Genomic DNA, 19,044 nt, shown 5'->3' on the forward strand with positions numbered 1-19,044 from the left:
TCTCATGCTCCCATGGTCAGGGTGGCACACCAGGCTTCGCCCCGCGCACCGTGCGGTACCAGGCGCAGTGTCCGTCCACCCGCTTGGGCAGTAATGGTAATGTCCAGATCGGCGGTTGGCAAAACGCCCGCACCGCGCTCGGGCCACTCGATCAGACAGAGTGCGCTGCCGTCGAAATAGTCGCGGATGCCGAAGAACTCCAATTCCTCCGCATCGGCGAGCCGGTACAGGTCGAAATGGTAGGCGCGCAGCTCGCCGATTTCGTAAGGCTCGACCAGGGTAAAGGTCGGGCTTTTCACCGAGCCGGCATGGCCGAGGCCGCGCAGGATGCCGCGCGAGAGGGTGGTCTTGCCGGCGCCGAGGTCGCCATGCAGGTAGATCACCCCCTGCCCCCCGCTGGCCCGGGCGATGCGCCCGCCCAGTTCGAGCATCGCGTCTTCCCCTTCGGCGGACAGGATCACTTCAGACACGGACTGCACTCCTCGAGCAACTGACGAACGGTAGGTATGAGATCGGTCGCCGCCAGCCCACGACCCTGGGCGCCGAGCCGCTCACCGGCGGCGGCATGCAGCCAGACCGCCAGGCAGGCCGCCTCGAACGCCTCCACGCGCTGGGCCAGCAAGGCACCGGTGATGCCCGACAGCACGTCACCCAGGCCGGCACCAGCCATCGCCGGATGCCCCTGGGAACAGACGGCAAGTCGTCCGTCGGGCGCGGCGACCAGGCTGCCGGCGCCCTTCAGCACCACCACCGCCTGGTAGCGACGCGCCAGTTCCAGCGCCGCCGCCGGGCGGTCCGCCTGCACCTCGGTGGTCGAGCGACCCAACAGGCGCGCGGCCTCGCCGGGATGTGGCGTCAGAATCCATGTCCGCGGCCCTGCTCCGACCGGTTCCAGGGCCAGCAGGTTCAACGCGTCGGCATCCCAGACCTGCGGCAACGGTCGCGACCGGACAGCGCTCAGCAGGCTACGCCCCCAGGCGCGCTGGCCAAGACCGGGACCGAGCATCAGCACGCTGGCGCGTTCGGCAAGGGCCAGCAGTTGGTTCGCCGACGCCACGCCATGGGCCATGACCTCGGGACAACGGCTCAGCAACGCCGGCACATGTTCGACGCGGGTCGCCGCCGAGACCAGCCCGGCGCCGCAGCGCAGGGCGCTTTCCGCGGCCAGTAGCACGGCCCCGCCCATGCCGGTGTCGCCGCCGACCACCAGCAGGTGGCCGAACAGCCCCTTGTGCGCGGTCCGCGGCCGCGCTGCCAGACTCGGCAGGGCATTTCGTGCCAGACGGTGGGCCCGGGGCTGGAGCCCTTGCAACACGACGGCGTCGCTGCCGAGTTCGTCGAACACCAGCTCGCCGACCCGTGCCGGCGCCTCGCCAGTGAACAGCCCGATCTTCAGGCCGATGAAAGTCACTGTCAGATCCGCCCTGATCGCTTCCCCCAATACCGCACCGGTGTCGGCGCTCAAGCCGGAAGGAATATCCACCGCCAGCACCGGCAGGTCGGCGGCGTTGGCCAGGCGGATGGCCTGCGCAAAGGGCTCGCGCACGGCACCTGCCAGGCCGGTGCCGAGCAATGCATCCACTACTACGCCCTCGAGCACGGCGCACTCGCTCCAGGGCTCCACCACGACCCCGGTCGCCAGCGCGGCGGCACGCGCCTGCGCCGCGTCGCCGGCAAGCCGCTGCGGCGCCGCGACCGCCAGCACCCGCACTCGCCAACCCGCACGTTGCGCCAGCGCCGCGATCAGGTAGCCGTCGCCGGCATTGTTGCCGTGCCCGGCGAGCACCGTCAGCGCCGCGGCCTCCGGCCAACGGCGGCGCAAGGCACGCCAGGCGGCGTGGGCGGCGCGCTGCATGAGTTCGAAGCCCGGCGTGCCGGCGGCGATCAGGCGCGCATCCAGGTCGCGCACCTGGGCGGCGGAATAGAGGGCGAGTGGCAGGTCGTCGTGCTGGAAGGTCATGGTCATCGGATCGATTCGGCGTCAGGCGCGCAGTCTGGCAGAATTATACCTATCCCATTTCGCTTTCCCTCGTCTTCGTTGCCTCCCATGACTCCCCAACCTCTGGCCGACAACCTTTCCCCGCCGGACCCCACCCGCCTCGCCCAGTCCATCAAGGACTGGGGCCGCGAGCTGGGGTTCCAGCAGGTCGGTATCAGCGACGTCGAGCTGGGCGAGCACGAAGCGCACCTGCAGCGCTGGCTGGAGGCCGGCTACCACGGCGAGATGGACTACATGGCGGCGCACGGCAGCAAGCGCTCACGACCTGCCGAGCTGGTTCCCGGCACGCTGCGGGTGATCTCTCTGCGCATGGATTACCTGCCCGGCGACACGCGCATGGCGCAGGTCCTCGCGACGCCGGAAAAAGCCTACGTCTCGCGCTACGCCCTCGGCCGCGACTACCACAAGCTGATCCGCAAGCGTCTGCAACAACTGGCCGAGCGCATCCAGGCCGAAGTCGGCCCGTTCGGTTTCCGCGCCTTCGTCGACAGCGCGCCGGTGCTGGAAAAGGCCATCGCCGAACAGGCCGGCCTCGGCTGGATCGGCAAGAACACGCTGGTGCTCAACCGCAAGGCCGGCAGCTACTTCTTCCTCGGCGAGCTGTTCGTCGACATGCCGCTACCCGTCGACCCGGCGATGGACAGCGAGCATTGCGGACGCTGCTCGGCCTGCCTGGACATCTGCCCGACCGCGGCCTTCGTCGGCCCCTACCGGCTGGACGCGCGACGCTGCATCTCCTACCTGACCATCGAGTACAAGGGCGCGATTCCGCTGGAGCTGCGACCACTGATCGGCAACCGGGTATTCGGCTGCGACGACTGCCAGATCGTCTGCCCATGGAATCGCTTCGCCCGCCCCACCGGGCAGGGCGACTTCCAGCCGCGCCACAGCCTGGACAACGCCGAACTCGCCGAACTGTTCCTCTGGAGCGAGGAGGAGTTCCTCGGCCGCACCGAGGGTTCGCCGCTGCGCCGCGCCGGCTACGAGCGCTGGTTGCGCAACCTGGCGGTGGGGCTGGGCAACGCGCCCTCGACCATCCAGGTGCTGGAGGCGCTGAAGGCGCGCCGCGGGTTCCCTTCGGAGCTGGTCCGCGAGCACGTGGAATGGGCCCTGCGGCGCCACGGGGAAACCTAGCCCGGCCGGCGCCTGCCACCCGGTCCGGACGGATCAGAGCTTGATGAAGTGGTCGCGGTAGTGGCGCAGCTCGGCGATCGACTCGCGGATATCGTCCAGCGCCAGGTGGGTGTTGCCCTTCTTGAAGCTCTCGCGGACCTGCGGCGCCCAGCGCGCGGCCAGCTCCTTGAGGGTGGAGACGTCGAGGTTGCGGTAGTGGAAGTAGCCTTCCAGCCTGGGCATGTGCCTATAGAGGAAGCGGCGGTCCTGGCAGATGCTGTTGCCGCAGATCGGCGAGCTGCGCTTGGGCACCCACTGCTCGAGGAAGGCCAGGGTCTGCGCCTCGGCCTCGGCCATGCTCACGGTACTTTCCCGAACCCTCTGGGTCAGGCCGGACTGGCCGTGCTGGCGGGTATTCCACTCGTCCATGCCGGCGAGGATTTCCTCTGGCTGGTGGATGGCGATCACCGGTCCTTCGGCCAGGGTGTTGAGGTCACTGTCGGTGACGATGGTGGCCATCTCGATGATGACGTCCCGGTCCGGATCGAGGCCGGTCATCTCCAGGTCGATCCAGATAAGGTTCTGCGGGTTCTGCATGGGGAGTCGCTCCAGTCGCTATGCCGTGCATTCTAGCGTGGAACGCCGCCGCGCGAATGATGGCGGCGCGCCCATGTTAAACTCGCCGCCGATTTTTCATGCGGACGCATCATGGCCAAACGCCACTTGACCCGCCGGCAGAGCTGGCGTATCGAAAAGATCCAGGAAGAACGCGCGGCCCGGGCGGCCCGTCGCGAGTCGCGTGCCGTGGAAGAGCTGGAGGGCGGCGACCTGGGACCGGAGCAGACCGGCCAGGTGATCGCTCATTTCGGGGTTCAGGTAGAGGTCGAGTCCGCCGACGGCCAGGTTTCCCGCTGTCACCTGCGCGCCAACCTGCCGGCACTGGTGACTGGCGACCAGGTGGTCTGGCGCGCCGGCAACCAGGGCATCGGCGTGATCGTCGCGCAATTGCCGCGCCGCTCCGAGCTGTGCCGCCCGGACATGCGCGGGCTGCTCAAGCCGGTGGCGGCCAACGTCGACCGCATCGTCATCGTCTTCGCCCCGCGTCCCGAACCGCACGCCAACCTGATCGACCGCTACCTGATCGCCGCCGAACATGCCGGCATCCAGCCGCTGCTGCTGCTGAACAAGGCCGACCTGGTCGACGAGAGCAATGCCGAAGGCATCGATGCGCTGCTGAATGTCTACCGCACCCTGGGTTACCCGCTGATCGAGGTGTCGGCCTTCAATGGCCTGGCGATGGACGAACTGCGCGGCGCGCTGGACGGTCACGTGAGCGTCTTCGTCGGGCAGTCCGGGGTGGGCAAGTCGTCGCTGGTGAATGCCTTGTTGCCAGGTGTCGACACACGTGTCGGCGACCTCTCCACGGTGACCGGCAAGGGCACCCATACCACCACCACCGCGCGACTGTTCCATTTTCCCGGCGGCGGCGACCTGATCGACTCGCCCGGCATCCGTGAGTTCGGCCTGGGGCACGTGTCGCGAGACGATGTCGAGGCCGGTTTCATCGAGTTCCGCGACCTGCTCGGACGTTGCCGCTTCCGCGACTGCAAGCACGACCGTGAACCAGGTTGCGCCCTGCTCCAGGCTTTGGAGGACGGGCGCATCATGCCGCAACGCATGGCCAGCTACCGGCACATTCTGGCAAGCATGCCGGAAACGGACTACTGAACCTCAGTCGCCCTTGATCTGCTCCAGCTTCAGGCTGCCGCCGTCGTCGAACAGGTTGAGCTTCTTCTGCACCTCGTCCGCCGGTAGCGAAGGTTGCGCGCCCGCCGCCGGTGCCTCGGCAGCCGGCTTCGGCTGCTCGCCCGGGGCAGCCGCGGGGGCGCTGGCTTCGGGAGCGCCGGTCTCGCCTTCGATGGCCTTCTGCGCCTTGCGGGTCAGGACCACGATGTCGATCCGCCGGTTCACCGGGTTCAGCGGGTCCTTGTCGTCGAATAGGCGTGCCGAGGCATAGCCGACAACCTGGGCGATCTGCCCTTCCGGATAGCCGCCGGCGACCAGTGCTCGGCGCGCGGCGTTGGCGCGATTGGCCGATAGCTCCCAGTTGCCGAAGTCGCCGTTGCCGGCATAGGGCTTGGCGTCGGTGTGGCCGCTGATGCTGATCTTGTTCGGCACCTGGCGGATGGTCTCGGCCATGGCCAGCAGGATGTCCTCGAAATACGGCTGCAGGCGCGCGCTGCCGAGGTCGAACATCGGCCGGTTGGCGGCGTCGACGATCTGGATGCGCAGGCCGTCGCGGGTGATCTCGAAGTGGATCTGGTCCTTGAAGTCCTTGAGCATCGGATTTTCGTCGACCTTGTTCTGCAACTCCTGCAGCAGCAGCGCCAGGCGCTCTCGCTCAACCTGCTCGGCGAGGTTCTCGGCCTGGTCGGCGTTGACCTGGTGGTCCTGCTCGGGGCTGATCCGGCTTTCGTTGGAGTCCGGCTGGGCCTGGACCTGCGGATTGAGGGTCTTGTCCGGCGCCGGCGTCGGCGTGCCGCCGAGGTCGATGACGTAGGGGCTGGCGCTTTCGCTGAAACCGATGGGGTCCTGGAAGTATCCGGAAATCGCCTTCTTCTGCTCCGGGGTGGCCGAAGACAGCAGCCAGAGCACCAGGAAGAACGCCATCATCGCCGTGGCGAAGTCGGCGAAGGCGATCTTCCACGAGCCGCCGTGGTGGCCGGCGGCATAGCGCTTGACGCGCTTGACGATGATCGGCTGGTTATTGTCCATCTATCGACAGTGCCTCCACTCAGCGGCCACGCACGGCCTGCTCGAGCTCGGCGAAGGTCGGCCGATGGGCGGGCAGCAGCACCTTGCGGCCGAACTCGACGGCCAGCGAAGGCGGCATGCCGGAAGCGGAAGCGACCAGGCAGGCCTTGATCGCCTCGAACAGGTTCAACTCTTCCTTGGCATCGTGCTCCAGGGCGCCCGCCAGCGGGCCGACGAAGCCGTAGGCGGCGAGAATCCCGAGGAAGGTGCCCACCAGGGCGGCGGCGACGTGGTGGCCGATCTCCGCCTGGCTGCCTTCGCCAAGCAACGCCATGGTGATGACGATGCCGAGTACCGCGGCGACGATACCGAAGCCCGGCAGGGCGTCGGCGACCTTGGTCACCGCGTGGGACGGATGCTCCAGGTCCTCCTTGAGACTGGACAGCTCCATGTCGAACAGGCCTTCCAGCTCGTGCGGCGCCATGTTGCCGGAGGACATGATGCGCAGATAGTCGCAGACATAGGCGGTCATCCGCTCATCCTTCAGCACACCGGGGTACTTGCTGAAGATGGGGCTGGCCGCGGGGTCCTCGATGTCCGCCTCGATCGCCATCATCCCTTCGCGCCGGCTCTTGTTGAGGATCTCGTAGAGCATGCCCAGCACCTCGAGGTAGTAGGTCTGGGTAAAGCGGTTGCTGAACATCTTCGGCGCTTTCTTCAGCACCACCATGAACGTGCTGCCCGGGTTGGACTGGAGGAACGCCCCCAGTGCCGCGCCACCGATGATCAGGACCTCGAAGGGCTGGATGATGGCGCCGATCTTGCCGCCGGAGAGCAGGAAGCCCCCGAGGACACTGGCGAAAACGACGATGATGCCGATGATTTTTGACATGAGGACCGGACGTGCGAAATGAACAGGATAAGGAGGGGGACTGCTAGGCTCCCTCTTGTTATCGGTTGCTAGCCGCAAGACTATAGTCCGAATACTCGAAAAGCCAGTTCGCCGCCTCGCCGACACCGAGCCCGACACCCATGACAGACCGCCTCGCCGCCTGGCTCGAAGAGCTCGACCGGCAACCCCTGCCGATCCCCGCCAGCCACTATGCCGGCCTGCACGCCGCGCTGAGCGACAGCCGTCGCTCGCTGCGCGAGATCGCCGACCAGTTGCAGGGCAGCCCGACACTGGCTTTGTCCATCCTGCGCGAGGCCAATCGCGCCGAGAGCGCCCGCGACAACCCCGCGGAAAGCCTGGAGGTGGCCCTCAGCCGCCTCGGCCTGGCGCGCGCGAGCCAACTTCTGAAGACCCTGCCGAGCATCCAGGATGCGGAGATGCCCAGGGTCCTCGGGCAGATGCTGCTGATCAGCCAGCACGCCATGCAGCAGGCCAGCGGCCTGTTCGGCGCGCGCCTGGCCAGGCTCTGGCAGGAAATCCACTGGGGCAGCCTGCTGACCATGGCTCCGGTCTGGGCGCTGGCCAACGCCCGCCCGCAGTTGCTGGAGCAATGGCAGCAACGCGTGCTGGTACAGGGCGAACCGACCCTGCGAGTGGAGCGCGAACTGCTCGGCATGCGCCTGCTGCCGATCTGCCTGGCGCTGGCCGAACGCTGGCGGCTACCGCAGTGGGTCATCCAGGGCTATCGCCTGCTCGCCTGCGACCGTCGCCTGCTGGTTCGAGCCCTGCGTATCGCCCGCGACCATCAGTCGCCCCTGCTCCAGCAACAGCAACTCGATGCCCAGCCCGATCTCGCCCGCTGGCTGACCCAGCCGGCCAACTGCACTCTCCTCGCCAATGGCCTGGCCATCGCCGCGCACCAGAGCTGGGACGGGCCGCACATGCTGCGCTGGCAGCGCCTGACCGGCCTGTACCTGGGCCAGCCGCTGACCGAAGTCCAGCAGCAGGTGCACATGCTCGCCGCGCAAAGCGCGCGCCTGCACGCCCGGCCGCCGCTGTGGCATCCGGCGGTGGCCTTGATCTGGCCCTGGCAGGCCAGCCGCTGGCGTGCCGAAGCGGCACCCCCGCCGCCGCCCTCGGCGGAAGCCCTGGCCGAGTGGCGGCAGCATTGCGCCGAGTTGCTCCGCGAGCCCAGCCCGTTCAGCAACGTGGTGCAGCTCACCGCCTGTGCCCGCGATGCGCTGCGCGCCTGCGGCCTGCAAAGGATGCTGCTGCTGGTGGCCGATCGCACCCAGGTACACGTGCTGGCGCAGCAGAGCGCCGGACTCGAACCGGGCCAGGAGAAATTGCAACTGGAGATTGCCAGCAGCCCGCTGCTGAAGAAACTGTTCCAGCAACCCGCCCTGCTGCGCATCGGCCCGAACAACCAGGACCAGTTGCTGCCGGCCCTCGGCGAACCCTTGCGCCAACTGTTCCCCGGGCCTCACCTGCTGCTGCGCTCGCTGGGCAACGGCTCGCGGGTGGTGATGCTGGTCCTGGCCGACCTCGGCGGCCAGCCGTTCAGCGACCTGCATGCCCAGGCCTTCGCCAAGACCGCCCAGTGCACCGAGCGCGCGATCCAGCAGTTCGGCCGCCAGCGCCGCACGGAATGAGGGACACGCCCGGCACACTGGTCGGGCGCGCTTTCCGTTAAACTGCTGCCCTTCTTCAACCCGGGGGTACTCGCATGTCCGTCTTCTCCGACCTGCCATTGGTGATCGAGCCCAGCGACCTCGCGCCGCGCCTGGGCGCGCCCGAGCTGATCCTGGTCGACCTGACCAGTGCCGCCCGCTACGCCGAAGGGCATATCCCCGGCGCGCGTTTCGTCGACCCCAAACGCACCCAGTGGGGACAACCCCCGGCACCCGGCCTGCTACCGGCCAAGGCCGACCTGGAAGCCCTGTTCGGCGAGCTGGGCCACCGCCCGGAGGCGACCTACGTGGTCTACGACGACGAAGGCGGCGGCTGGGCGGGCCGCTTCATCTGGCTGCTGGACGTGATCGGCCACCACCGCTACCACTATCTCAACGGCGGCCTGCCGGCCTGGATCGCCGACGCCCAGGCTCTCGACCGCGAGGTCCCGGCGCCTGTCGGCGGCCCGCTGCCGCTGACGTTGCACGACGAGCCCAGCGCGACCCGCGAATACCTGCAAAGCCGCCTCGGCGCCGCCGACCTGGCGGTATGGGATGCGCGCAACCCCAGCGAATACGCCGGTACCAAGGTGCTCGCCGCGAAGGCCGGGCATGTGCCCGGCGCGATCAATTTCGAATGGACCGCCGGCATGGACCCGGCTCGCGCCCTGCGCATCCGCGCGGATATCGCCGAAGTCCTGGAGGACCTCGGCATCACGCCGGACAAGGAAGTGATCACCCACTGCCAGACCCACCATCGCTCCGGCTTCACCTACCTGGTGGCCAAGGCGCTGGGCTACCCGCGGGTCAAAGGCTACGCCGGCTCCTGGTCGGAATGGGGCAACCACCCCGATACCCCTGTAGAGGTTTGAGGAATGTCGTTCAAAGATCGTCTGTTCATCTGCAGCCAGTACCTGCTGCCGCACCACCTGCTGTCCCGGCTGATCGGCTTCGCCGCCGACTGCCGGGCGACCTGGTTCAAGGACCGCCTGATCGCCTGGTTCGCCCGGCGCTACCAGGTCGACATGCGCGAAGCGCAGGTCGAGGACCTGCAGGCCTATGAACATTTCAATGCCTTCTTCACCCGCGCCCTGAAGGATGGCGCCCGCCCGCTGGCCCAGGAGCCCGGCGCGGTGCTCTGCCCGGCCGATGGCGCGATCAGCCAGCTCGGCCCGATCGAGCACGGGCGGATCTTCCAGGCCAAAGGCCACAGCTACAGCCTGGCCGAACTGCTCGGCGGCGACGCCGAACTGGCCGCGCCCTTCATGGGCGGCGACTTCGCCACCGTCTACCTGTCCCCCCGGGACTACCACCGCGTGCACATGCCGCTGGCCGGCACCCTGCGCGAGATGGTCTACGTTCCCGGCCGGCTGTTCTCGGTGAACCAGACCACCGCGGAAAACGTTCCCGAGCTGTTCGCCCGCAACGAGCGGGTGGTCTGCCTGTTCGACACCGAGCGCGGTCCGATGGCCGTGGTGCTGGTAGGCGCGATGATCGTAGCCTCCATCGAAACCGTCTGGGCCGGCCTGGTTACGCCGCCGAAGCGCGAACTGAAGACCTTCCGCTACGACGAAGCCGCCCGTGCGCCGATCCGCCTGGAAAAAGGCGCCGAGCTCGGTCGCTTCAAGCTGGGCTCCACCGCCATCGTCCTGTTCGGCCCGCAGCAGGTCGCGTTCAACGACGGCCTTGGGGCAGCGAGCCCGGTGCGCATGGGCGAATGCCTGGCCCTGCCGAAACAGTCCTGACCTCGCCGGGACGGAGCGCCCCGAGCGTCTCCGTCCCATCTCTCCCCGCCGCCGGGACCTCCCGGCGGGATCGTGGCGTCCGAAGGCTGCGGGTCCATTTCGATGCTGCTAGAGTTCGGAAAGGTCCTATCGAGCCTGTGCCGACCCCTCGGTCAGGAAAGCGGACTGCCGCACAGTTCCTGTCCTGGCCACGACGATGAACCCGCCTCCCGTGTTAAGAAAGAGGAGGCGCAGCCGCGGCGATCGGAAGTCCGGCACCTCTCCGGGGCTTCATCCCCCCCGTAGAGCCTTTTCAGTAGCGGAGCCGTCTAACCCCCCATGGAAAACCAGAGCCCCCACCTCTCGTTGCGCGTCCCCACTCCGACGCAGCAGAACCTGAGCTTCTGCGACGCCACCCCGAAGGACATCAAGTACTGGCTGGCGCACCTGCCCAAGGCCAACCTCGGGGAAACCGCGCGCCAGCTCTACCAGGGCCTGATCGAACTCAACCAGTTGGTGCTGCCCGTCGAGGCCCGCCTGCAACTGCTCGAACTGTTCCGTCCAGAGGTGCATTTCGTCTGCGCCCACCTGGAACGGCACTTCCTCAACCAGGCCATCGTCCTCGACGAACGGCCGCGCAAGATCGCCAACCTCTGCCAGGCCCTGCAGAACCACCTGGCCATCGGCTACAAGCTGATCGTGGTCCAGGAAGCGCCGCGCAACAGCCGCGACCGCGCGCAGCTGTTCGCGGTCGGCATCCAGCGGGCGATCCGCAGCCTGTGCGGGCCGCTGATCCGCGCCAGCCAGTTGTACTGCCCGGTCCCCGAGGGGCTTTGGCTGGAACTCCACCAGCTCTACCAGTTGGCCAGCCAGCGCGGCGTGCATCGTCTCGCGGTGCGCGACGAACTGGCCAAGCACACCCCCGGCCTGAGCGTCGAGCAGGCCTACCTGATTCCGCTGCTGCTCGGCTGCGCGCGCTGCAACCAGATGCGCCAGAACAACATTGCACGGCTCGCCGAGGTGCTCGAACCCTGGAGCCAGCTGCTGTCGATACAGAGCGCGACGCTGCCCGGCTCGCTGTTCATCGCCGTGCCGCAGATCGACGGCCCGCCGCGCTACCGTTCGCTGTACCCGGAGACCCAACTGGCCAGTGCCCTGGGCATCGACACCCAGCCGCTGGTCGAGCTGATCCGCGAATACCTGCTGCAGCCCGAGGCCGAACGCGCGAAAGCACGCCTGCCGCTGATCGAAGGGGTGACCCTGGACCTGCTGCAACATCTCTCCTCGGCCTGGGGTGACATCGCCGAACGTACCTTCCAGCGCACCCAGGGCCAGGGCCAGTTGACCCTGTGCATCGGCATGAGCGCCCTGCACTACTTCCTCGCCGGGCGCCGCCCGTTCAACGAGGTCCTGCAGATCCAGGAAGCGCCCGAGGCGCCTCGCTTCAAGGCCGACGTCCAGGACGCCTGGGCCGGCGCCTTCGATGCACAGAAGGTCACCGACTGGCAGCCCGGCATGCCGCTGGAGGAAATCGAGTACCGCCCGCATCAGTCGCCCCGCAGTGTGCAACCCGGGCACCCGCAGGCCCACGCACAGGCTGACGCCACCGAGGACTACCCGACCTACGCCCTGCCCATCGTCAACCACAGCCCCGGCGGCTATTGCCTGAGCTGGCCGAAGGAGGTGCCCGCCCAACTGCAGGCGGGCGAACTGGTCGGCCTGCAGGACCTTCCAGGCCAGGCGTGGAGCATCGCGGTGGTGCGCTGGATCCGCCAGGTACGCAATGGCGGCACGCAGATGGGCATCGAGATGATCGCCCCGGCGGCACAGCCCTGCGGCCTGCAACTGCTGCGCAAGACCGAGCAGAGCAGCCACTACCTGCGCGCCCTGCTGCTGCCGGCGATCGCCGCGATCTCGCGGCCGGCGACGGTGATCACCCCGCGCCTGCCGTTCCAGGAGGGCAGCCGGGTGCAGATCAACCTGCACGGCGAGGAGCGGCGCGCGGTGCTGAATCGCCGGCAGGCCTCGACCGGCAGCTTCAGCCAGTTCGAATACCGCTCGGCGGAACCGGTGAACACCCCGAGCGATAAGCCGGTCACAGCGCCAGTGGCCCGGCCGCCTGCGGGGGAGGAAGATTTTGACTCGCTCTGGAAGTCTCTGTAGATTGCCCCGACACCTCCATTCGCCGTCTTTTCGCGCCTGCCCGGACGCGGACTGAGCCCTTTCCATGGCCATCGAAAAGAAAACCATCCGCCTGCTGATTCTGGAAGACTCGCAGAACGAAGCCGAACGCCTGGTCAGTCTGTTCCGCAATGCCGGCCACGCGACCCGCGTACATCGACTGACCTCTCCCGAGGACCTCGCCGAAACCCTCCAGCAAAGCTGGGACCTGCTGATCGCCGCGCCGACCAGCGAGTGTCTCGAGCCCGGCGAGGCGCTCGCCACCTTGCGCCGCCAGTCGCGCGACATCCCGTTCATCCAGCTGGTGGCCGACAACAGCTCCGACGCCATCACCGACGCCTTGATGCTCGGCGCCCAGGACGCCCTGCCGCAAGGCGAGGACGAGCGCCTGGTGCTGGTCGCCAACCGCGAGCTGGCCGGCCTCGCCGAACGCCGCGCGCGCCGCGCCGCCGAACTCGCCCTGCGCGAGGCGGAAAAACGCTGCCAGTTGCTGCTCGACAGCTCGGTCGACGCCATCACCTACGTCCACGACGGCATGCACATCTACGCCAACCGCTCCTACATGGCGCTGTTCGGCTACGAGGACGCCGAGGAACTGGAAGGCCTGCCGGTCATCGACCTGATCGCCTCCTGCGACCAGGGCGCCTTCAAGGATTTCCTCAAGGGCTACCAGAACGACCAGCGCCAGACCGAACTGGTTTGCACCGGGGTCAAGCTCGACGGCCAGGAATTCAAGGCGCGCATCAGCCTCTCCGCCGCCACGTACGACGGCGAACCCTGCATCCAGGTGGTGATCCGCGGCGAGGTCGACAACGCCGAGCTGGAAGAAAAGCTCCGCGAAGTCAGCAGCCAGGACCCGGTCACCGGTCTCTACAACCGCAGCCACTTCCTCGACCTGATGGATGCCGCCGTGCAGCAGGCGGTGACCGCCCGCAAGCCGTCGACCCTGGCCTATATCCATCTCAACGGCTACCCCTCGCTCCAGGCCGACCACGGGCTTTCCGGGATCGACCTGCTGCTCGGCCAGTTGGCCGGACTGATGCGTGAACAGTTCGGCGAGGAAGCCGACCTGGCGCGTTTCGGCGATTCGATCTTCGCCGCCCTGTTCAAGGGTAAGACTCCCGAGCAGGCGCAAGCGGCGCTGCAACGACTGCTGAAGAAAGTCGAGAACCACCTTTTCGAGCTGAACGGCCGCAGCGCCCAGGCCACCCTCAGCATCGGCGTCGCCGGTCTCGACGAGAAGACCGCCAAGGCCCAGGACGTGATGAACCGTGCGCATCGCTGCGCCGATGACGCGGCACGCAAGGGCGGGTCGCAGATCAAGCAGTACAACCCGGCGGAAGAGCTTGCCGCCGCCGCCCAGCGCGGCGACGTCATCGCGATCCTCCAGCAGGCGCTGGAGACCAACAGCTTCCGCCTGCTGTTCCAGCCAGTCATCAGCCTGCGCGGCGACAGCCACGAGAACTACGAGGTGCTCCTGCGCCTGCTCAATCCGCAGGGCCAGGAAGTGCCGCCGGCGGAGTTCCTGCATGCCGCCAAGGAAGCCGGGCTGGCGGAGAAGATCGACCGCTGGGTGATCCTCAATTCGATCAAGCTGCTCGCCGAGCATCGCGCCAAGGGGCACCAGACCAAGCTGTTCGTCCACCTGTCCAGCGCGAGCCTGCAAGACCCCGGCCTGCTGCCCTGGCTCGGGGTGGCGCTGAAGGCCGCGCGCCTGCCGCCGGAGTCGCTGGTGTTCCAGATCAGCGAAGCTGACGCCACCAGCTATCTGAAGCAGGCCAAGCAACTGACCCAGGGCCTGGCCACCCTGCATTGCCAGGCGGCGATCAGCCAGTTCGGCTGCTCGCTGAACCCGTTCAACGCGCTGAAGCACCTGACCGTGCAATTCATCAAGATCGATGGTTCCTTCGTCCAGGACCTCAACCAGGTGGAAAACCAGGAGATCCTCAAGGGCCTGATCGCCGAACTGCACGAACAGCAGAAGCTCAGCATCGTCCCCTTCGTCGAGAGCGCCAGCGTCCTCGCCACCCTGTGGCAAGCCGGCGCCACCTACATCCAGGGCTACTACCTGCAAGGGCCGAGCCAGGCGATGGACTACGACTTCTCCTCGGGAGACGAATGAAGAACGGGCGCCCTGGGCGCCCGTTGCTTTTCCGCTCTACCGACCTGGTTCGTGGCTGCCGGGCCGGCAAGAGACGCCCGCCGGCCTCAGGCTCGTCCTTCGCGGTCGCGGTAGCCGAGCAGGTAGAGGATGCCGTCCAGGCCCAGGGTCGAGATCGCCTGCTTGGCCGACTGCTTGACCAGCGGCTTGGCGCGGAACGCCACGCCCAGGCCGGCCAGGCCGAGCATCGGCAGGTCGTTGGCGCCGTCGCCGACGGCGATGGTCTGCTCCAGGCTCAGGCCTTCCTTCGCCGCCAGTTCGCGCAGCAGGTCGGCCTTGCGCTGGGCATCGACGATCGGCTCGACCGCCACCCCGGTGACCTTGCCGTCGACGATCTGCAACTCGTTGGCGAACACGTAGTCGATCCCCAGCTTCGCCTGCAATTGACGGGCGAAATAGGTGAAGCCGCCGGACAGGATGGCGGTCTTGTAACCCAGGCGCTTGAGTTCGGCGAACAGGGTTTCCGCACCCTCGGTCAGACGCAGCGAGGCGCCGATCTCCTCCAGCACGTCTTCCGACAGCCCCTGCAGCAGCGCCAGGCGCTCCTTGAAGCTGGCGCGGAAGTCCAGTTCACCGCGCATCGCCCGCTCGGTGATCGCGGCGACCTTCTCGCCGACGCCGGCGGCCTTGGCCAGTTCGTCGATGACTTCCGCCTCGATCAGCGTCGAATCCATGTCGAACACCGCCAGCCGGCGATTGCGGCGGAACACGCTGTCCTGCTGGAAAGCGATGTCGACGTTCAATTCCTGGGCGACGCTGAGGAATTCCGCACGCAGCGCCGCCGGATCGGCCGGTTCGCCGCGTACCGAGAACTCGATGCAGCCCTTGCCCTGGTCGGCGGGCATGTCCAGCGGCATGCGCCCGGAGAGACGGTCGATGTGGTCGATGTTCAGCGCGTACTTGGCGGTGATCGAGCTGACCCTCTGCAGTTGCTCGGCAGTCACCCGGCGGGTGAGCAGGGTCACGATGTGCCGCGCCTTGCCCTGGCCGTCGACCCATTGCCGGTAGTCCTCTTCCGAGACCGGGGTGAAGCGCACCTGCTGGTCCAGCTTGTAGGCGGTGAACAGCACGTCCTTGAGGACCGAGGAACCGGCCTCGGTATCCGGGATTTCCACCAGGATGCCGAACGACAGGGTGTCGTGGATCACCGCCTGGCCGATGTCGAGGATGTTCACCCCGCCCTGGGCCAGTACGCCGGTGATGGCCGCGGTGAGACCGGGGCGGTCTTCCCCGGTGATGTTGATCAGGACAATTTCGCGCAAGGCGTAAGCTCCGCCAGGTAAAAGACGCCATTCTACCCGCTTTCCCGCACACCCGAGAGACGCAGAGCCGGGCATTTGCCATCACCACCGGTCGGAACCGACCGGGAAAACCCGCGAAACCGCCGCGCGGCGGCCTGGAAAGCGCGTCAACGGCCCTTTGCCCCTCGGGGGGCGCTGGTTATACTGCGCGATACCTCTATTTCAGAAGACCGAGCCCCCTGTGACCCGGCCCACGTCCGTCAAGCCCGACAATTTCTTCCTCCTGCTGTTTCGTGCCTTGCGCCAGCGCCGCGTCCCGATCGCCCTGCGGCTCGCCAGCCATAGCCTGATCCTGGTGGCCCTGGCCCTGCTGATCTACGCCTGGGTCATGGGCATGCAGTTTCGCCAGGCCATGCAACAGCAGGCCGATGCCCTGGGCCAGAGCCTGATCACCCAGACCGCCGCGTCCGCCACCGAGTTGCTGGTGTCCAACGACATCCTCAGCCTCAACGTGCTGCTGAACAACCTGGTGAAGAACCCGCTGGTGGCCCATGCGGCGATCTACAGCGTCGACCAGCGCATCCTCGCCGAGGCCGGCAGCCGTCCGAAGCAGAGCCTGCTCGGCGCCACCGAAGGCCTGTACTCGACGCCGATCACCTTCCAGGAAGTGATCGCCGGGCACCTGCGCATCAGCCTGGACATGCAGCAGTTCCAGCAGCCGATGATGATCAGCCTGCAGAGCATGGGCCTGATCAGCCTGATCCTGCTGATCCTCGCCCTGTATTTCAGCCTGCGCCTGGGGCGGCAGATTTCCACACCCTTGTTGCAATTGCGTGTCTGGTTGCGCGATCCGGACAATCCGGCCCCCGGCGCCGAACTGCAGAACGAGCTGGGCGACCTGGCGCGCGACCTGGAAGAGCGCCTGGTGCCGGAGAAGCCGCCGGCGCCGGAGCCGGAAGAAGCACCGCTGCCGCAGAACTTCGACGACATCCTGCTGGAAGACGACGAAGCCGACCTGCGCAGCCGCAAGGTCGAGGCCTCGGCCTTCGAGGAAGACGACATTCCGCTGGGCGACGCCCTGCTGGACGAGACCAAGCCGGTGGAATTCACCTCCATCGACGAAGACCCGCTGGACCAGGACGCCTTCGACGAGAACGGAGCCGAAGCCGGGGAACAGCCCGCAGCGCCCGCCGCTGCGCGCGAACCGCAACACAGTGCGGTGCTGGCGATCCAGCTCGGCGCCCAGGAACAGTTGCGCCGGTTGCCGCGCAGCCGCCTGGTGGATCTCTTGCAACGCTATCGCGACTGCCTGGAACAGGCCGCCCGCCAGTACAAGGGCAGCCTGCACACGCTCAGCGACGGCGGCAGCCTGATTCTCTTCCACAGCCGCGACAACCGCGCCGACTACCTGACCAACGCGCTCTGCTGCGGTGAACTGATGCGTGCGCTCGGCCATGCCCTGCAGATCGAGGTCGCCGACAGCGGCATCACCTTGCAACTGCAACTGGGCCTGAGCCTCGGCGAAGACCTCAGCGAACAGACCCAGGCCGACCTGCTGCTCAACGAAACCGTGCAGAACGCCCTCGCCCTCAACCAGCACAGCCGCAACCTGCTGCTGGTCGAACGCAGCATCGCCGACGACGCGGTGGTCCGCGAGCGCGCCCGTATCCGCGCCATCGCCAGTCCGGAAGGAGCCTGCTGCGTCGAGCGTCTGCTGGAGCCGTATCCGTCGATGCTCGAGCGCCAACTGGCGCGCATGCACGACCGCGCCCGCCCGTGACCACCCTGATCACCCACCCGCTGCCGGTCCTGGCGGTGGGACTGGCCCTTGGCAGCCGGGTGATCCCGCCACACCTGCTGCTGGCAGGCATGCTCGCCGCCTGCCTGCCGGACTTCGACGTAGTCGCCTTCAAGCTCGGCATCGCCTATCACGATGCCTTCGGCCATCGCGGCTTCAGCCATTCGCTATTGTTCGCCGCGATCCTCGGCGCGCTCGCCGCCCTCGCCTGCCGGCCGCTGCATAGCGGACCGCTGAAAGCCGGGCTGTGGGTAGCGCTGGCCACCGCCTCGCACAGCCTGCTGGACGCGATGACCAATGGCGGGCTGGGCGTCGCCTGGTTCTGGCCCTGGAGCGACGCCCGCTACTTCATGCCGTTCCATCCGATCGCCGTGTCGCCGATCGGTCTGTCGCGCTTCCTCAGCGAACGCGGATTGCTGGTGCTGCAATCGGAGGCGCGCTGGGTCTGGCTGCCCTGCCTGCTGCTGGCGCTCGCCGGCATGGCCCTGCGCTTCCTGTTGCGCCGCTCACGCTGACGCCGAAACGAAAAAGCCCCGCTTCGGCGGGGCTTTCTCCTAGTCGGCTATCGACAATCAGAACCGATAGACCTCGGCGTCGGTGCGAATCGGCACCACCAGTGGCATTTTCGGACCTTCCTCTTCCTTGACCTTCGGCTTGGCCACCGGCTTGCGCGCGGTCGCCGGCGGCGGCGCCTCGGCCGCCACGGCGATCGGCTTGACGTCCTTGGCCAACTGCGCCGCCAGGCGCTTGAGCAGGTCGCTCTGGGCACGGATCTGGTCGCCGATGCTGCCCTGATGCTGTTCTTCCTCGTGGAACACCCGGCTGTCCTTCAGGTCGCCCTTCTGGTCCAACAGGCGCCAGCGCGCCTCGATCACTGCCGGCTGCTTGGGGCCGGAGTCGAGGCGACTGATGGTCAGCATCACCTGGACCTGGGGGGTGAAACCGGGTTTTTCCGGGAACAGCGCCAGGCGGCTGCTGCCCAGCTCGCTGGACATCTGCCGCAGCAGTTGCTGGCTGACATTGGTCTCCAGGTTGCCGGCCCAGCGCGCTTCGGTGGACAGACTGAGAATACCATCGGCCTGCCGCTGCACCATCACATCGCGCTTGAGATAGTCGGCCAGTTGTACCGGCCCGAGCAGGACGGCCGCACCGCCGTCCTTTTTCGGTACCGCAGCGGCACCGACGTCCAACTGGTAGAGCTGGGCCGGCGGATGGACCGCACAACCCGTCAGCCCGAGCAGGCTGACGAGGGAAAGACATGCGAAGACGCGCCACGCGCTCATCGAGAACCACCGTATTTCGCCGAAGATCGGCACTACTGATGCAAGACTTGAATTCTACTGGCCACCCGCCATCGGAAACGGCGGCCGAAGGGGCGTATCATCCCCTAACCAGCGCCATAGCTCCAGAGGCAGAGCGTATTCCGAAACCGGTTTCGGACCACCTGCGTCAGGGGAAAACCCGGCGGAACCCGCCAGGGAGACGACATTCCCCCGGAAAGCCGGCCTCGG

The 19,044-nt window shown here is 67.4% G+C and carries 16 protein-coding genes; 9 read left to right on the top strand and 7 right to left on the bottom strand.

Annotated features, from left to right (window positions below; all coding sequences use genetic code 11):
• Nucleotides 1-2: 2 nt before the first annotated feature.
• The gene (gene tsaE / locus LJF27_RS01330; RefSeq protein ID WP_003106408.1) at nucleotides 3-470 is read right to left on the bottom strand and encodes a tRNA (adenosine(37)-N6)-threonylcarbamoyltransferase complex ATPase subunit type 1 TsaE; all 468 of its coding nucleotides are present in this window, start codon (nucleotides 468-470) and stop codon (nucleotides 3-5) included.
• Nucleotides 458-1,966, bottom strand: a complete 1,509-nt coding sequence (locus tag LJF27_RS01335; protein WP_023097039.1) for a bifunctional ADP-dependent NAD(P)H-hydrate dehydratase/NAD(P)H-hydrate epimerase — start codon at nucleotides 1,964-1,966, stop codon at nucleotides 458-460. Before LJF27_RS01335 ends, tsaE begins: the two co-directional genes overlap by 13 nt.
• A gap of 81 nt (nucleotides 1,967-2,047) precedes the next feature.
• On the opposite strand from LJF27_RS01335, the gene queG reads away from it, so the two are divergent.
• A complete protein-coding gene (gene queG, locus LJF27_RS01340; RefSeq protein WP_023097040.1) occupies nucleotides 2,048-3,133 on the top strand; it encodes a tRNA epoxyqueuosine(34) reductase QueG in 1,086 nt (361 codons plus the stop codon).
• Nucleotides 3,134-3,166: 33 nt separating this feature from the next.
• Here the strand turns inward: queG and orn are convergent, their stop codons facing one another.
• On the bottom strand, nucleotides 3,167-3,709 hold the full coding sequence (gene orn / locus LJF27_RS01345) for an oligoribonuclease (protein WP_003095671.1): 543 nt from the start codon (nucleotides 3,707-3,709) through the stop codon (nucleotides 3,167-3,169).
• Between the two features lie 111 nt (nucleotides 3,710-3,820).
• Between orn and rsgA the strand changes: the two genes are divergently transcribed.
• Nucleotides 3,821-4,840, top strand: coding sequence for a small ribosomal subunit biogenesis GTPase RsgA (gene rsgA / locus LJF27_RS01350; RefSeq protein ID WP_019396785.1), 1,020 nt, complete (start codon nucleotides 3,821-3,823; stop codon nucleotides 4,838-4,840).
• A 3-nt stretch (nucleotides 4,841-4,843) separates the two neighbouring features.
• Here the strand turns inward: rsgA and motB are convergent, their stop codons facing one another.
• Nucleotides 4,844-5,887 (bottom strand): flagellar motor protein MotB, encoded by a 1,044-nt coding sequence (gene motB / locus LJF27_RS01355; protein ID WP_003095673.1) that lies wholly within the window; start codon nucleotides 5,885-5,887, stop codon nucleotides 4,844-4,846.
• Nucleotides 5,888-5,906: 19 nt separating this feature from the next.
• Complete coding sequence (gene motA, locus LJF27_RS01360; RefSeq protein WP_003102044.1) at nucleotides 5,907-6,758, bottom strand: flagellar motor stator protein MotA; 852 nt, start codon at nucleotides 6,756-6,758, stop codon at nucleotides 5,907-5,909.
• Between the two features lie 140 nt (nucleotides 6,759-6,898).
• On the opposite strand from motA, the gene LJF27_RS01365 reads away from it, so the two are divergent.
• The 5 genes from LJF27_RS01365 (at nucleotide 6,899) to fimX (ending at nucleotide 14,455) form a co-directional block, all read left to right on the top strand.
• The gene (locus LJF27_RS01365; RefSeq protein ID WP_003102046.1) at nucleotides 6,899-8,410 is read left to right on the top strand and encodes an HDOD domain-containing protein; all 1,512 of its coding nucleotides are present in this window, start codon (nucleotides 6,899-6,901) and stop codon (nucleotides 8,408-8,410) included.
• A gap of 74 nt (nucleotides 8,411-8,484) precedes the next feature.
• On the top strand, nucleotides 8,485-9,300 hold the full coding sequence (gene rhdA, locus LJF27_RS01370) for a thiosulfate sulfurtransferase (RefSeq protein WP_003102047.1): 816 nt from the start codon (nucleotides 8,485-8,487) through the stop codon (nucleotides 9,298-9,300).
• Nucleotides 9,301-9,303: 3 nt separating this feature from the next.
• Complete coding sequence (gene asd / locus LJF27_RS01375) at nucleotides 9,304-10,173, top strand: archaetidylserine decarboxylase (RefSeq protein WP_003095677.1); 870 nt, start codon at nucleotides 9,304-9,306, stop codon at nucleotides 10,171-10,173.
• Nucleotides 10,174-10,491: 318 nt separating this feature from the next.
• Nucleotides 10,492-12,315, top strand: a complete 1,824-nt coding sequence (gene fimW / locus LJF27_RS01380) for a cyclic-di-GMP receptor FimW (RefSeq protein ID WP_003113922.1) — start codon at nucleotides 10,492-10,494, stop codon at nucleotides 12,313-12,315.
• Between the two features lie 64 nt (nucleotides 12,316-12,379).
• Nucleotides 12,380-14,455 (top strand): cyclic di-GMP-binding protein FimX, encoded by a 2,076-nt coding sequence (gene fimX, locus LJF27_RS01385; RefSeq protein ID WP_003095680.1) that lies wholly within the window; start codon nucleotides 12,380-12,382, stop codon nucleotides 14,453-14,455.
• 86 nt (nucleotides 14,456-14,541) lie between these two features.
• Here the strand turns inward: fimX and serB are convergent, their stop codons facing one another.
• Nucleotides 14,542-15,756: a phosphoserine phosphatase SerB gene (serB, locus tag LJF27_RS01390; protein WP_003095681.1), complete on the bottom strand. Its 1,215-nt coding sequence runs from the start codon at nucleotides 15,754-15,756 to the stop codon at nucleotides 14,542-14,544.
• A gap of 220 nt (nucleotides 15,757-15,976) precedes the next feature.
• Between serB and LJF27_RS01395 the strand changes: the two genes are divergently transcribed.
• Together LJF27_RS01395 and LJF27_RS01400 are read left to right on the top strand one after the other, a co-directional pair.
• Nucleotides 15,977-17,515, top strand: coding sequence for an AhpA/YtjB family protein (locus LJF27_RS01395; protein WP_003102052.1), 1,539 nt, complete (start codon nucleotides 15,977-15,979; stop codon nucleotides 17,513-17,515).
• On the top strand, nucleotides 17,512-18,048 hold the full coding sequence (locus tag LJF27_RS01400; RefSeq protein ID WP_003161586.1) for a metal-dependent hydrolase: 537 nt from the start codon (nucleotides 17,512-17,514) through the stop codon (nucleotides 18,046-18,048). Before LJF27_RS01395 ends, LJF27_RS01400 begins: the two co-directional genes overlap by 4 nt.
• Nucleotides 18,049-18,105: 57 nt before the next feature.
• Here the strand turns inward: LJF27_RS01400 and LJF27_RS01405 are convergent, their stop codons facing one another.
• Nucleotides 18,106-18,816 (bottom strand): PqiC family protein, encoded by a 711-nt coding sequence (locus tag LJF27_RS01405; protein ID WP_003102054.1) that lies wholly within the window; start codon nucleotides 18,814-18,816, stop codon nucleotides 18,106-18,108.
• Between the last annotated feature and the right edge of the window lie 228 nt (nucleotides 18,817-19,044).

Origin of the sequence: Pseudomonas sp. 203-8 (genome assembly GCF_020708595.1) — a bacterium.
Taxonomy (GTDB): domain Bacteria; phylum Pseudomonadota; class Gammaproteobacteria; order Pseudomonadales; family Pseudomonadaceae; genus Pseudomonas; species Pseudomonas aeruginosa.